13 protein-coding genes are annotated in these 13,338 nt (G+C 59.2%); 6 read left to right on the plus strand and 7 right to left on the minus strand.

Annotated elements, in window-relative coordinates; genetic code table 11:
• Nucleotides 1–155: 155 nt before the first annotated feature.
• Together cysQ and nudE are read right to left on the minus strand one after the other, a co-directional pair.
• Nucleotides 156–983 (minus strand): 3'(2'),5'-bisphosphate nucleotidase CysQ, encoded by an 828-nt coding sequence (cysQ, locus tag AK821_RS06695; protein WP_064389087.1) that lies wholly within the window; start codon nucleotides 981–983, stop codon nucleotides 156–158.
• An 11-nt stretch (nucleotides 984–994) separates the two neighbouring features.
• Complete coding sequence (gene nudE, locus AK821_RS06700; RefSeq protein WP_064388964.1) at nucleotides 995–1,561, minus strand: ADP compounds hydrolase NudE; 567 nt, start codon at nucleotides 1,559–1,561, stop codon at nucleotides 995–997.
• A gap of 88 nt (nucleotides 1,562–1,649) precedes the next feature.
• Here nudE and yrfG point away from each other — a divergent pair, with 88 nt between their 5' ends.
• Nucleotides 1,650–2,312 (plus strand): GMP/IMP nucleotidase, encoded by a 663-nt coding sequence (gene yrfG, locus AK821_RS06705; RefSeq protein WP_064388965.1) that lies wholly within the window; start codon nucleotides 1,650–1,652, stop codon nucleotides 2,310–2,312.
• A gap of 100 nt (nucleotides 2,313–2,412) precedes the next feature.
• Here the strand turns inward: yrfG and lysM are convergent, their stop codons facing one another.
• Nucleotides 2,413–2,853 carry a peptidoglycan-binding protein LysM gene (lysM, locus tag AK821_RS06710; protein ID WP_064388966.1) on the minus strand — a complete coding sequence of 147 codons (441 nt, stop codon included), beginning with the start codon at nucleotides 2,851–2,853 and terminating at the stop codon, nucleotides 2,413–2,415.
• 137 nt (nucleotides 2,854–2,990) lie between these two features.
• Here lysM and AK821_RS06715 point away from each other — a divergent pair, with 137 nt between their 5' ends.
• From AK821_RS06715 to AK821_RS06730, 4 genes are all read left to right on the plus strand, one after another.
• Nucleotides 2,991–3,878 carry a LysR family transcriptional regulator gene (locus tag AK821_RS06715; protein WP_064388967.1) on the plus strand — a complete coding sequence of 296 codons (888 nt, stop codon included), beginning with the start codon at nucleotides 2,991–2,993 and terminating at the stop codon, nucleotides 3,876–3,878.
• Between the two features lie 92 nt (nucleotides 3,879–3,970).
• Nucleotides 3,971–4,810 (plus strand): formate dehydrogenase accessory sulfurtransferase FdhD, encoded by an 840-nt coding sequence (fdhD, locus tag AK821_RS06720; RefSeq protein WP_064388968.1) that lies wholly within the window; start codon nucleotides 3,971–3,973, stop codon nucleotides 4,808–4,810.
• Complete coding sequence (locus AK821_RS06725) at nucleotides 4,807–7,155, plus strand: FdhF/YdeP family oxidoreductase (RefSeq protein WP_064388969.1); 2,349 nt, start codon at nucleotides 4,807–4,809, stop codon at nucleotides 7,153–7,155. Before fdhD ends, AK821_RS06725 begins: the two co-directional genes overlap by 4 nt.
• 345 nt (nucleotides 7,156–7,500) lie before the next feature.
• Nucleotides 7,501–7,980, plus strand: a complete 480-nt coding sequence (locus AK821_RS06730; RefSeq protein WP_064388970.1) for a glycine zipper domain-containing protein — start codon at nucleotides 7,501–7,503, stop codon at nucleotides 7,978–7,980.
• Nucleotides 7,981–8,035: 55 nt separating this feature from the next.
• Here AK821_RS06730 and AK821_RS06735 read toward each other — a convergent pair whose 3' ends face one another.
• The 4 genes from AK821_RS06735 to AK821_RS06750 all read right to left on the minus strand — a co-directional run bounded on the left by AK821_RS06735 (nucleotide 8,036) and on the right by AK821_RS06750 (nucleotide 12,730).
• Complete coding sequence (locus AK821_RS06735; RefSeq protein ID WP_064388971.1) at nucleotides 8,036–8,461, minus strand: acyl-CoA thioesterase; 426 nt, start codon at nucleotides 8,459–8,461, stop codon at nucleotides 8,036–8,038.
• 232 nt (nucleotides 8,462–8,693) lie between these two features.
• Nucleotides 8,694–9,920, minus strand: a complete 1,227-nt coding sequence (locus AK821_RS06740; RefSeq protein WP_064388972.1) for a 3-hydroxyacyl-CoA dehydrogenase — start codon at nucleotides 9,918–9,920, stop codon at nucleotides 8,694–8,696.
• A 213-nt stretch (nucleotides 9,921–10,133) separates the two neighbouring features.
• Entirely contained in the window at nucleotides 10,134–12,062 is a 1,929-nt protein-coding gene (locus tag AK821_RS06745) for a RecQ family ATP-dependent DNA helicase (protein ID WP_064388973.1), read from the minus strand.
• Nucleotides 12,063–12,226: 164 nt separating this feature from the next.
• Nucleotides 12,227–12,730, minus strand: a complete 504-nt coding sequence (locus AK821_RS06750) for a hypothetical protein (RefSeq protein WP_064388974.1) — start codon at nucleotides 12,728–12,730, stop codon at nucleotides 12,227–12,229.
• Nucleotides 12,731–13,031: 301 nt separating this feature from the next.
• Between AK821_RS06750 and AK821_RS06755 the strand changes: the two genes are divergently transcribed.
• The gene (locus AK821_RS06755; RefSeq protein ID WP_064388975.1) at nucleotides 13,032–13,292 is read left to right on the plus strand and encodes a hypothetical protein; all 261 of its coding nucleotides are present in this window, start codon (nucleotides 13,032–13,034) and stop codon (nucleotides 13,290–13,292) included.
• Nucleotides 13,293–13,338 lie beyond the last annotated feature (46 nt).

Below are 13,338 nucleotides of genomic sequence, written 5' to 3' on the forward strand. Positions count from 1 at the left end.
TTGGGGGATGCTTCAGAAATGCATCGACCTGAAAGCGCTTTGCTGAATCCATAATCGACTCGATCTTTCAGGTCGATGCATGACGCAAGACAACTCGATCAGCGCCCTCTCCTGGAGGAGAGGGCTGGGGTGAGGGGGATTACGGATCAGCCCACTTAACCCCTAGCCAACTCCAACAATCTGGAACGCCAGGCCGCCTTCGCCGGCAGCGCCAAAAAGAACTCGTTCAACAGCGATTCCCGCGCTGGATAACAGAACGCTTCCCCGCGCAGATCCAGCACCTCACCACCCGCCCCTTCCAGCACACCCTGCGCCGCCGCCGTGTCCCACTGCGAAGTCGGCGCCAGTCGCGGATAGCAATCCGCCGCCCCCTCAGCCAACAGGCAAAACTTCAACGAACTGCCGATATTGGCCAATTGCAGTTCACCCAGACTCGCACTCAACCCGGCCAGCAAGCGCTCCTGTTCAGGACTGGAGTGGCGACGGCTGGCGACAACGGTGAACGCTTCGCCCGGCCCCGGTACATCACGCACCTGAATCGCAATCGGCGTGCCGCCCTGGTCGCAACGCCAGGCGCCGAGCCCGGCGCCTCCGACGTAGTAACGACCGTTGGTCGGCATCGACACCACACCGAACACCACCCGACCGTTTTCAATCAGCGCGATGTTAACGGTGAACTCTTCACTGCCGCTGATGAACTCCTTGGTGCCGTCCAGCGGGTCCACCAGCCACCAGCGCTGCCAACCGGCGCGTACGCTTTGCGCAATGTTGGCGTCCTCTTCGGACAACACTGGAATGCTCGGATCCAACGCCGTCAGCCCGGCGACGATCAGATGATGTGCAGCCAGATCCGCTGCCGTCACCGGCGAGTCATCGGACTTGGCCATCACTTCAACGCCCGCACGCCAGAACGGCAAAATGGCTTCGCCCGCCTGCAAGGCCAGCTCGACCACTGGCGCCATCAACGGATGGGGATACATCATCGACATCTCACTCATGACTGAAAGAATCCGCGTTGCGTCAGCAAGTCACGGGTCAGGTACAACGCCGCCAGCGCCCGCCCTTCGGAGAATTGCGGATTCTGCGCCAGCGCCGATAAATCACGCAGGTTGACCTTGTCGACCCGCATCGGCTCAGGCTCGTCACCCTCCAGCCGCTCTTCGTACAGATCAGTGGCCAGCACCACCTGGATCTTCTGGCTCATGTAACCGGGCGACAGCGACAGCTCGGTCAGATGCTCCAGTTGTCGGGCACCGAAACCGGCTTCTTCCTTGAGCTCACGCTCAGCCGCCGCCAATACATCCTCGCCCGGCTCGATCAAACCTTTGGGCAAGGACAATTCATATTGATCAGTGCCGCCGCAATATTCCTCGACCAGCACCGCGTGCTCGCTGTCCAGCATCGCCACAATCATCACCGCGCCATAGCCCGCACCTTTGCCGACCAAACGCTCGTATGTGCGCTCCACGCCATTGGAGAACCGCAGTTTGAGTTCTTCAACGCAGAACAGGCGACTGGTGGCGACGATCTCGCGGGCGAGTACGGTGGGTTTCTGGCGCATGCAAAGCTCCTTGGCGTGAACGCGCTACTATAACGCGGCTTTCCCGATTGTTTATGTCGGATATCTTTCTACTGTTCGAGACGTTGCCATGCCTTCATTACCGTGGTCCGCCATCGATACCGTTCTGCTCGACATGGACGGCACGCTGCTGGATCTGCACTTCGACAACCACTTCTGGCTGGAACACCTGCCCCAGCGCTACGCGGAACTGCACGGGGTCAGCCGAGCCATGGCGGAGATGGAATTGCAGCCGCTGTTTGAGCGCCACGCCGGCCAGTTGCAGTGGTACTGCCTGGATTTCTGGAGTGCCGAACTGAAGCTGTCGGTGCGCGAACTGAAACAGGAAACCGCCCATCTGATCGCCCTGCGACCGGATGCCGATACGTTTCTGGAGGCGATCAAACGGGCAGGAAAACGGGTGATCATGATCACCAATGCCCATCGTGATTCACTGTCGCTGAAACTTGAACGGATTGAACTGGCACCGTATTTCGAACGGCTGATCAGCTCGCACGATTATGGTTATCCCAAGGAGAACCCGCAGTTCTGGGATGCCTTGCAGGCAGACATCGGCTTTGATCCGGCGCGTAGCCTGTTCATCGACGACACCTTGCCGATTCTGCGCAGTGCGCGGGATTTTGGCGTGGCGCATTTGCTGGCGGTGAAAGAGCCGGACAGCCGCAAGGGGCCGAAGGACACGGCTGAGTTTGCGGCCGTCGAGGATTACCGCCATCTGATCGCTGGTCTTTGAACTTTGCAGGAGCTGCCGAAGGCTGCGATCTTTTGATCTTGTTTGGAAAAATCAAAATCAAAAGATCGCAGCCTGCGGCAGCTCCTACAGGGCTTGCGGGTTATTCAGGGATACGCAGTGTCTGGCCTGGGTAGATTTTGTTGACGTCCTTGAGCATCGGTTTGTTGGCGTCGAAGATTTTTTGATACTTGTTGGCGTCACCGTACACACGCAGAGAAATCGCGCTGAGGGTGTCGCCCGACTTGACCACAACAAACTGTGCAGCCGTCACAACCGGTCCGCTCACCGTAATCTGATCATCCACGCTGCCAACCCCGGCAATGTTGCCCACAGCCAGCAAAATCTTCTCTTTCTCTTCCTGACTCGCGACTTCACCGGTAACGGTCACTTTGTCGCCGTCCACCGTTGCCTGCACATTCGGATTGCCCAGGCCGACCTTGCTGATGTGTTCCTTCAACTGCTCACTGGCATTGGCGTTACCCGGGGTCAGCAGATCGAGCAGCTTTTCACCGGCTTCTTTTACAAAACTTAAAAGACTCATCGTGGTTCTCTCCATGGAATAAAGGGTCAGTCGTCCAAGCCTAGACCACCGCAGACAAACCCGGTTCCAAGCCGACCAATGACCCTGCCGGCACGGCCGAGTTAGAATCGCCCACCCCGCCAATCCCCGGAGCGAAGATGGACATCAAGCAGCTGAAATTCCTCATCGCCCTCGACGAAACCCGCCACTTCGGCCAGGCCGCCGCGCGTTGCCACATCACCCAGCCAACCCTGTCGATGCGCCTGCGTAACCTCGAAGAAGAACTCGATCTGCCACTGGTCAACCGTGGCCAGCGCTTCGAAGGCTTCACCGCACCGGGCGAGCGGGTGCTGGCGTGGGCACGCTCGGTGATGGCGGCTTACGACGGGTTGCATGCAGAAGCGGCAGCCTGTCGCGGCAACCTGATCGGCACGCTGCGACTGGGCGTGGTGCCCCTGTCGAGTTTCGATCCACTGCCGTTGATGCAACGCCTGCACAGCGCCCACCCGAATTTGCGCTTTGAAATGTCGGCGCTGAGTTCCGAACAGATCCTCGAACATTTGGCGAACAACCGCATCGATCTCGGCGTGTCCTACCTGGATCGTCTGGATAACGAGCGCTTCGAATCCCTCGCCTTCAATGAAACCCGCATGGGCCTGCTCTACGACCAGCGCACTTTCACGTTTGGCGACACACCGTTGAGCTGGCAATCGCTGATCGAACTGCCGCTGGGCATGCTCACCAGCGGCATGCACTTTCGCCAGTCCATCGACCACAACTTCCACAGCCGCGGCCTGACGCCGCAACCCTTGCTGCAAACCGATGCCGTCCATCAATTGTTACAAGCCGTGCACGGCGGTTTTTGCTGCGCGATCATGCCGCTCGACGGTGGCCTGGAAAAGCTCACCGATCACCTGCGCCTGCAACCCATCGAAAACGCTCAAACCCTCGCCCCGCTGGGCCTGATCATGCGTCGCGGAGCGCCACGCTCGGCGCTGGCCGAGGCCTGTTTCGCGCTGTATCAGCAATCGCCAGGCGACGCTTGATCGACGGCATCTATCGATAGATCGACAGTAGCAATTAGACGCGACAAGTTGCCGCGCCTAGTCTTAACGTTGATCAAACCGTCGGTGATGCCATGAACGCCAAGCGCCCAGCCTGCGCGGCGCCTGCACTTGAAACGCCCGCGCCTGCCGCCAGTCAGACCTACAGTTACAGCGATTTGCCCCGCGAGGAATCGGCCAGCACCGCGCTGGCCGAAGAAGTCGCGTTGGCGATCGCGTACAACGGCATCAGCCAAGCAGTGATGCTGGTGACACCGACCGACCTTGAAGACTTCATCGTCGGCTTCAGCCTCGGCAGCGGCATCATCGAAGACGCGACAGACATCTACGACCTGCAACTGACCGGCGCCGGGTCTGCGCAATACGCGCAAGTGACCATCGCCAACCGCGCATTCTGGAACCTCAAGCAACAGCGCCGGCAACTGGCGGGCACCAGTGGTTGCGGACTGTGCGGCGTTGAAGCCGTTGAGCAGGCGCTGCCCGATCTCCAGGTTTTGGCCGGCGCGCCGTTGCCGCCGATTGAATGGCTGGACGGTTTGCGCCAGCGCATCGGCGCGTTTCAACCTTTAGGTCAGCACTGCGGCGCGGTGCACGCGGCGGTGTTCATGAATGCCAGCGGCGAATTGCTGCTTGGGCGCGAAGACATCGGCCGACACAACGCCCTCGACAAACTGATCGGCGGCCTCATCCGGCAAAAGATATCCACAGCAGGCGGACTGGCGATTGTCACCAGCCGTTGCAGCCTCGAATTGATCCAGAAAGTCTTGCGTGCCGGCATCCAGACCCTGGTCAGCCTGTCCGCACCTACCGGCCTTGCCGTGCAATGGGCCCGTCGACACAACCTCAATCTCATCCACCTGCCGCAGAAAAGTGCGCCGCGGGTGTACAGCCCCGCGATGGAGAATCAAGCGTGAGCCAACATCATCAAGCCGACCAGAAACCTGTCCCGCGTTACAAGCCTTACAAAGGTGCCGCCGGCGGCTGGGGTGCTCTGATCAGTGTGGCTCAGGCCTGGTTGACCAGCGACAACGCCCTGAAAAACCTGCGCATGATGCTCAAGACCAACCAGAACGGCGGATTCGACTGCCCGGGCTGCGCGTGGGGAGATTCGCCGGAAAGCGGCATGGTCAAGTTCTGCGAGAACGGCGCGAAAGCGGTGAACTGGGAAGCGACCAAGCGTCGCGTCGATGCCAAGTTCTTCGCCAAGCACAGCGTCACTTCGTTGCTGGAGCAGAGCGACTACTGGCTAGAATATCAGGGTCGTCTGACCGAGCCGATGGTTTACGACGCCGAAACCGATCGCTACAAACCGATTACCTGGGACGACGCCTACGCGCTGATCGCCAAACACCTGCAAAGTCTGCCGAGCCCGGATCTGGCCGAGTTCTACACCTCGGGTCGCGCCAGCAACGAGGCGGCGTACCTGTATCAGCTGTTCGTGCGCGCTTACGGCACCAACAACTTTCCTGACTGCTCGAACATGTGCCACGAGGCCAGCGGTGTGGCGTTGGCGCAAAGTGTCGGCGTCGGCAAAGGCACCGTGACCTTCGACGATTTCGAACATGCCGATGCGATTTTCGTTTGGGGCCAGAACCCGGGCACCAACCACCCGCGCATGCTCGAACCACTGCGTGAAGCGGTGAAACGCGGCGCGCAAGTGGTGTGCATCAACCCGTTGAAAGAGCGTGGCCTGGAACGTTTCCAGCACCCGCAGCACCCGATTGAAATGCTCACCAACGGCGACAAGCCGACCAACACTGCGTATTTCCGTCCAGCCCTCGGTGGCGACATGGCGCTGCTGCGCGGCATGGCCAAGTTTCTCCTGCAGTGGGAGCGCGACGCGCAGAAGGCCGGCGAACCTGCCGTGTTCGATCACGACTTCCTCAATGCCCACAGCGCCAACGTGCTGGAGTATCTCGGTGTGGTCGATGACACACCGTGGGAGCAGATCGTCGCGCAATCGGGCCTGACCCTGGTCGAGATCGAACAAGCCGCACGCATGTACGCCAAAGGCAAGAACGTGATCATGTGCTGGGCGATGGGCATCACCCAGCATCGGCATTCGGTGCCGACCATTCAGGAAATCGCCAACCTGATGCTGCTGCGCGGCAATATCGGCAAACCGGGTGCAGGTCTGTGCCCGGTGCGCGGTCACAGTAACGTACAGGGCGACCGCACGATGGGCATCAACGAGCGTCCGCCGGTGGCGTTCCTCGATTCGCTGGAGCGCCGCTTCCAGTTCAAAGTGCCGCGTCATAATGGCCATAACGTGGTCGAGGCGATCCATGCGATGGCCGAGGGACGCGCCAAAGTCTTTATCGGTCTGGGCGGCAACTTCGCCCAAGCCACGCCGGACAGCCCGCGTACGTTCGAAGCCCTGAGCAATTGCGACCTGACCGTGCAGATCAGCACCAAACTCAACCGCAGCCACCTGGCCCACGGTAAAGACGCGCTGATCCTGCCGTGCCTCGGTCGCACCGACATCGACATCCAGACCGAAGGCCCACAAGCGGTCACCGTCGAGGACTCGTTCAGCATGGTTCACGCCTCCAATGGTCAGTTGCAGCCACTGTCGAACCAGATGCGTTCGGAGCCGTCGATCATCGCCGGCATCGCTGCCGCCACTTTGGGCAGCAAACCGGTGGACTGGAACTGGCTGGTGGCCGATTACGGACGCATTCGCGAACTGATCGCCGACACCATTCCGAATTTCAAAGAGTTCAACGAGAAGATCAAAAACCCGGGCGGTTTCTACCTCGGCAACAGCGCCGGCGCACGCAAGTGGAACACGCCGTCGGGCCGGGCCAACTTCCGCGCGAACATGTTGCCCAAGGATCTGGTGCACGAACGCACCCGCGCGACCGGACAACTGCCGGATCTGATCCTGCAATCGATGCGTTCCCACGATCAGTACAACACGACGATTTATGGTCTCGACGACCGTTATCGCGGGGTCAAGGGACAGCGTGACGTGTTGTTCGCCAATGAGGCCGACATCATTCGTCTGGGCTTCCGTCCGGGGCAGAAGGCTGACATTGTTTCGATATGGGACGATGGTCGTGAGCGTCGGGTGAAGGGCTTCACCTTGCTGGCGTTTGATATTCCAGCGGGCCAAGCGGCGGCTTATTACCCGGAAGTGAATCCGTTGGTGCCGCTGGAGAGCACTGGGGATGGCAGCCATACGCCAACGTCGAAGTTCATTGCGATTCGGCTGGAAGCGGCGAGTGAAACCGGGTTGATCATGGCCAAGTCGGCTTAACTCGGTGTCAGTCCGATTGCCATCGCGAGCAGGCTCACTCCTACAGTTGATCGTGTTTTACCTGTAGGAACGCGGTCACTGTAAGAGTGAGCCTGCTCGCGATAGCGGTTTTAGATGCAACGAACTTCTCTGCATTTGTCTCTTTTCAACGCCCACAAAAAAGGCCGTTTTTTCACAAAAACGGCCTGTCCGAAGTAGCTAAAGACCGGCGAAAAACGGTTAAGTTCCGCTGATAAAACAGCAACTTGCAAAATTGTATACAAGTCGTGTTATTCGTCGGATTTCGATTGTCACGCTTGTTACACAGCCTCAGGATCGGCGCCGTCATCCCTTTGAGGCTCATCTATGAAGTTCTCCTCGATTCTCTTGTTGTCCCTTGGCCTGGTCAGTGGTTTTGCTTCCGCAGGCGGCACCACCGAAGCAGGTGTGGGCGGCGCATTGGGCGGGGTTCTTGGCTCGGTCGTCGGTCAGTCCTTAGGCGGCAATACAGGTTCCACCATCGGCGCAGCCTTGGGCGGCGCGGGTGGTAGTGCGGTCGGCGCCGACAAACGCAGCCGTGGCGAAGCCGCCATCGGTGGTGCGTTGGGCGCGGCCGGCGGTAACGTGGTTGGCCGCAGCATGGGCGGCACCACCGGCAGCCTGATCGGCTCCGCCGCAGGTGGCGGCGCCGGTGGCGCGCTGGGTAACTACATGGGCAACAAGAGCGATGACGACGATCGTCATTACGATCGCGGTCGTGACCGTCGCTACTATCGCGATGATCACCGTGGTCGCGGTCATGCCTATGGCCACCGCAAGCACCACAAGTACTATCGCCATCACTAAGGCGAGTGCTTGAATAAAAATCGCAGCCCGAGGGCTGCGATTTTTTTTGTTTTTTTCAAACCACCAGGCGTTCCAGCGCCTCGCGTAACCTGACAGGGATCGGCACCGGCTGATTGCTTGCCCGATCAACGAATACATGCACGAAGCGCCCGGCCGCACAGGCCTCGTTTTCACCGACCTTGAACACCGCCAATTCGTATTGCACCGAACTGTTGCCCAGCTTGCCGACCCGCAGACCGATCTCGATCAGATCCGGAAAGGCGATCGAGGCGAAGTAGTCACAGGCCGAACTGACCACGAAACCCACCACGTCGCCGTCATGAATATCCAGACCACCGACCTGAATCAGGTAAGTGTTCACGGCCGTGTCGAAGAAGCTGTAATAGGTAACGTTGTTGACGTGACCGTAGGCGTCGTTGTCGTGCCAGCGCGTGGTGATGGGCTGGAAGTGTGGGTAGTCGGTGCGCTGAGGGGTGGACATGGCTGGGCTGGTTCTCCTGTTTTTCAGTGAGGGCGCTTGCCCTCACCCTAGCCCTCTCCCAGAGGTGAGGGGACTGACCGAGGTGTTCTCTCGAAATACACCGACCTGATCCTCCGAGTCGGACTCAAATGTTGAAACCTACGCAGATCGGCTCCCTTTCCCCTCGCCCCCTTTGGGGGCGGTCCGACGTTTCGGGAGGGCTGGGGTGGGGGGATCGATTCTGGCGGCGACATCACATTTGAGCAAACCCCTTCCCTTGCGCCGCCAACTCACCAATCAACCGCGCCGGTTTCCACTGATCGCCCTGTCGCGTCTCCAGCGCCAGCAAGCGCTGATGAATATCCACCAGCCCTTGCTGATCCGCCCAGGCCATCGGCCCGCCCTTGTCCGCCGGGAAGCCGTAGCCGTTCAGGTATACCAGGTCAATGTCATGCGCAGACTCGGCAATGCCTTCCTGGAGGATCTTCGCGCCTTCGTTGACCAATGCCAGCAGGGAGCGCTCGAGAATCTCCTCCGCACCGATCTCACGACGCTGGAAGCCCAACCCTTCGCTGACCTGCAACACCAGCGCATCGACCTCAGGATCATGCTCGGCCTGACGGCTGCCGGGCTCGTAATGGTAATAACCGTTACCAGACTTTTGCCCAAAACGGCCCATTTCGCACAGACGGTTATCCACCTGCACCTCTGGCGCATTCTGGCCCTTGCCGGCCAGTTCGCGCGCGCGCCATTCCAGATCGATGCCGACCACGTCGTACATGCGGAACGGCCCCATGGCGAAACCGAACCCCTGCAACGCCGCATCGACCTGCTGTGGATAAGCGCCTTCAAGCAACATCTTGCGCGCCTCCAGCACATACGGATGCAGCATGCGGTTGCCGATAAAGCCGTGGCAGTTGCCGGATACCACGCTGACTTTGCCCATGCGTTTGCCCAGCGCCAGCGCCGCTTCCAGCGCGGCCGGTGAAGTCTGAGCACCCCGGACGATTTCCAGCAGTTTCATGATGTGCGCCGGGCTGAAGAAATGCAGGCCGAGCACCTGAGTCGGGCGCTTTGTCGCCGCGGCAATCGCATCGATATCCAGTGCTGAGGTATTGCTCGCCAACAGCGCTTCAGGCTTCAACAAACCATCCAGTTCGCGGAAGATTTTCTGCTTGAGCTCAAGATTCTCGTACACCGCTTCGATCACCAGATCGACATTACGAATCGCCGCGTAATCCGCCGCCGCACTGACCCGGGCAACGCGCGCATCAGCCTCGGCCTGATCAATCCGCCCCTGCCGCACGTTGTGTGCATAGGTGTCGGCGACAGTCGCGAGTGCCTGTTCAAGCATCTGTGGGTTGTTATCTACCCACTGCACCGTCACGCCGGCATTGGCCAGGCACATGACAATGCCACGGCCCATGGTGCCCGCACCGATCACGGCAGCCTGCTGAATATCGAAAGATGTCTGGCTCATGTTGTTCTCTTGTTGGCGATCCGAAGACAGATCCCAACCATAGTCAGCCCGCCATGGTTTTTGAAGTTTATTACCGTGATGATCGACATTCAGCGGATGGATGGAGCCCCCGCCTTGATGACACTTGACGTAGGAGCTGCCGAAGGCTGCGATCTTTTGATGCTGATTTTTTCAAGAGCAAAAGATCGCAGCCTTCGGCAGCTCCTACAGCGATCAGAGGTGCTCTTGCGCCCAGCTGCGGACTTCGGCGTAGGGATATTCCTCCAAGGCAGCAAACCCGGGAATAGCGCGCGCCTTGAGCTTGGTGAACAAAGGCACGCTGATGCCGCACAAGAACCGCGTCAGCCGCTCCGCCGTCGGGATGACCCCGGTGTGCTGCTCATGCCTGTGGATAAAATCGCCACACAACGCCGCAAAGTTTTTATCCACAAGCGCTGGCAACTCCGGTGGTGCCGGCAACCGCGCAACCTGCCCGTGACACACCGAACAATGCCCACACTGTTCGGGCGCATTGTGATCACCAAAATACTCCGCCAGGCGATAACCCAGGCAGCGTTCGCTGGCGAACACTTCAAGCATCGCGTGGATGCGCGCCACTTCGGCCCGCTCATGTCGGGTGAAATAGTCATGCAGCTCAGCGCTCAGGGCATCGCTGTCAAAGTCACTATTGAGCAGGCTGTAGACCTCAGTCATCTGCTTGCTTTCAAGCTCGACCCAACCCTTCTCCTGAAAGTAATCCAGCGCCGTCACCACCCGGTTGCGCTCCGCCGAATACTGCGCGTACATCGCGTCGAAATTCACCGTGGCCCAGGTGCGTGCGCGGCTTGAGGTCTGAATGATCGCCGCGACGAAAGCCCTGCGCTCGCCCTCGAATCGCTCAAGGATTGCCTCAGGCTCCAGCAGGTATTTGAAACGGTACTCGGCGTAATACGCATAGCGCGGCGCAATCAAGCCGTGCAGTTCCAGTTGCACCAGCAATGTCTTCAGCGGCAACGAACGAATATTGCTTTGATCCGCCAGCGGTCCGAGCAAGAACTCCCACTGCCCTTCCGGCACCGAGGCTTTCAATTCGTCGAGCACATAGCGAATGCCTTCGCGTTCCGGCGTGTCGCCGTAAACGAAGTTTTCCAGCACGTTGAGGCTGTCGCGATTGGCCAGCACCAGACAGTCCGACGGCTGCCCGTCACGCCCGGCGCGACCGATTTCCTGGCTGTAGTTTTCGATGGATTTGGGCAGGTCGAAGTGCACGACATTGCGGATGTCACTTTTGTCGATGCCCATGCCAAAAGCGATGGTCGCGACGATGCAATTGGATTGCCCGGCCATGAAGCGTTTCTGGATCGCTTCGCGTTTGTCGTGGGGAAGGCCTGCGTGATAAGCCTCGGCCTGAATGCCGTTGCGCTCGAGATGTTCGGCGATATGCTCTGCGGTTTTCTGCAAGGTCACGTAGACGATGCTTGGTTGCCCCGGCCGCTCGGTCATCCACTCGACCAGACGCCGACGCTTGTCCTGGCCACGTACCGGTTCCACCAGCAGATTGAGGTTGGGCCGATAGAAACCGGTGGTTACCACATCGTCAGGGGCGATGGCGAATTTGGCCTGCATGTCGGCGATCACTTTCGGCGTGGCGGTGGCCGTCAGCAGCAAGGTCTGCGGGATGTTGAACTGGCGCTGATAGTCCGGCAGTTTGAGGTAGTCGGGGCGGAAATTGTGGCCCCACTCCGAGATGCAATGCGCCTCGTCTACCACCAGCAACGAGATCGGTACTTGCTGCAGAAAGTTACGGAAGCGCTCGTTTTTCAAACGCTCGACAGAGATCATCAGGATCTTCAGCTCACCCGAACGGGCACGAGCCATGGCGTCATTGGCGTCTTCGCGGCTCTGTGCCGAATCGATGCTGCCCGCCGGGATTCCATGACGTTGCAGGAATGCCAACTGGTCCTGCATCAACGCCAGCAATGGCGAAACCACCAGCGTCAGGTGCGGCAGCAACAGCGCCGGCAATTGGTAGCAAATCGATTTTCCGGAACCTGTCGGAAAAATCGCCGCCGCCGAACGCCCGGCCAATACAGCGCTGATCGCGGCCTCTTGCCCAGGCCGAAACTGTGGATAACCAAAAACCTGTTCCAGGGTGTTGTGCATTCGCTGTCACTCCGTTGACTGCTGTAATGCCAACAGCCTAGCGGGCGATCGCAGCGAGTCGAGAAAAGGTCAGGGCCAAATCGATTCGCAATGATACAGCGGATCCACCAACCCTGGTGGCAGCGAGCCTGCTCGCAAAGAGGCCGGTCAACCCGACACAAGACTCACGGTTGCAGCACGGCCACCCGCAGTTGCTCGTCGAGCACGCGCTCATGCACATCCAGGCTTCTGCTCGCCCACAACGCATGCGCCGGACTGATATCGCCGGTAAATGCCGCCGACAACTGACGCAGATCGGCAACACTGCGCACCCGCGGACAAAATGGTTGCCCGTCACAGTCCTGACTGGCGTGGCGATAGGTCGCGAGCAAGCGATCCCACAGATTGTCGCGCACTTGCCGGATTGACTTGAGCTGAACGTGCGAGACGCCCAAACGTTGCTCAAGCCCGGACTCGTCCAGCGCTTCGCTTGCCAGCAAGGCTTTGCCGAACATCAACACTTCAGCGCGAGAGGCGGTGTCGAGATTCGTCTGGCTGGCGAGCGTTTCTGGCCAACCGGTGCGGTCGAGATGATTGAGCACCAGCACGTTGCCGGCTTCGGCCGCTAACGTCATGCGGCAACCACTGACCCACAGCAACACAATCGAGGCCATTCGTAGCCATTGCATACCTAATTCCCTTTAAGCGTGTATCGGACGTTTGGAAACGTCCCACAGATTCTGGCGCGCACCATACAGAGGTTTACTGCGAAGCGCCTGACAAACCCGTAGGAAATTTTTCGCGTAGGGGTTTTGCCTGAAAAAACCCCTGAATACGCGTAGGGCAAATGCCCGCACCACGGAAAAACCCCTACGAATTCTGTCCACTTCGGCGGTCTTGTTCGGCTGCGTAACGCTCTTCTATAGTGGCCGGCGCGGCTGAAATACCCTGCCGGCCCGAACGAGCCCTTTGCAAAGGCCCCGCCTCACCATGATCAACCGCTATCGCCCTCTCAAGACTTGCTACAGCGAAAACCCTGTATTGGTCATCGACACGCACGCCAGCCACGGAGACTTGCTCGATGCTGCAGACCAGCGTCTGCGCGCCGCCAGTGATTTGCTGGAAACGCTCTATTGTTTGTGTTTCAAACAATCTGACGTAAAAGACATACCCAACATCGTCAACGCACTTTATTTATTGATCAAAGATGGCTGCGACTTGCTCGAAGTTGCCAAACAAACACCATCCTGAGCGAGACAAACTTCAAAACTACAAACCCGGAAACAACACATCGCTT

Origin of the sequence: Pseudomonas sp. RIT-PI-r (assembly GCF_001297015.1) — a bacterium.
Classification (GTDB): Bacteria; Pseudomonadota; Gammaproteobacteria; order Pseudomonadales; family Pseudomonadaceae; genus Aquipseudomonas.

What these genes read in the sequence shown, in the direction of transcription:
- AK821_RS06745 (WP_064388973.1), bottom strand. Translation starts at nt 12,062, where the DNA reads ATGCACAACACCCTGGAACAGGTTTTTGGTTATCCACAGTTTCGGCCT.
- AK821_RS06750 (WP_064388974.1), bottom strand. Translation starts at nt 12,730, where the DNA reads ATGCAATGGCTACGAATGGCCTCGATTGTGTTGCTGTGGGTCAGTGGT.
- nudE (WP_064388964.1), bottom strand. Translation starts at nt 1,561, where the DNA reads ATGCGCCAGAAACCCACCGTACTCGCCCGCGAGATCGTCGCCACCAGT.
- cysQ (WP_064389087.1), bottom strand. Translation starts at nt 983, where the DNA reads ATGATGTATCCCCATCCGTTGATGGCGCCAGTGGTCGAGCTGGCCTTG.
- AK821_RS06755 (WP_064388975.1), top strand. Translation starts at nt 13,032, where the DNA reads ATGATCAACCGCTATCGCCCTCTCAAGACTTGCTACAGCGAAAACCCT.
- fdhD (WP_064388968.1), top strand. Translation starts at nt 3,971, where the DNA reads ATGAACGCCAAGCGCCCAGCCTGCGCGGCGCCTGCACTTGAAACGCCC.
- lysM (WP_064388966.1), bottom strand. Translation starts at nt 2,853, where the DNA reads ATGAGTCTTTTAAGTTTTGTAAAAGAAGCCGGTGAAAAGCTGCTCGAT.
- AK821_RS06730 (WP_064388970.1), top strand. Translation starts at nt 7,501, where the DNA reads ATGAAGTTCTCCTCGATTCTCTTGTTGTCCCTTGGCCTGGTCAGTGGT.
- yrfG (WP_064388965.1), top strand. Translation starts at nt 1,650, where the DNA reads ATGCCTTCATTACCGTGGTCCGCCATCGATACCGTTCTGCTCGACATG.
- AK821_RS06740 (WP_064388972.1), bottom strand. Translation starts at nt 9,920, where the DNA reads ATGAGCCAGACATCTTTCGATATTCAGCAGGCTGCCGTGATCGGTGCG.
- AK821_RS06735 (WP_064388971.1), bottom strand. Translation starts at nt 8,461, where the DNA reads ATGTCCACCCCTCAGCGCACCGACTACCCACACTTCCAGCCCATCACC.
- AK821_RS06715 (WP_064388967.1), top strand. Translation starts at nt 2,991, where the DNA reads ATGGACATCAAGCAGCTGAAATTCCTCATCGCCCTCGACGAAACCCGC.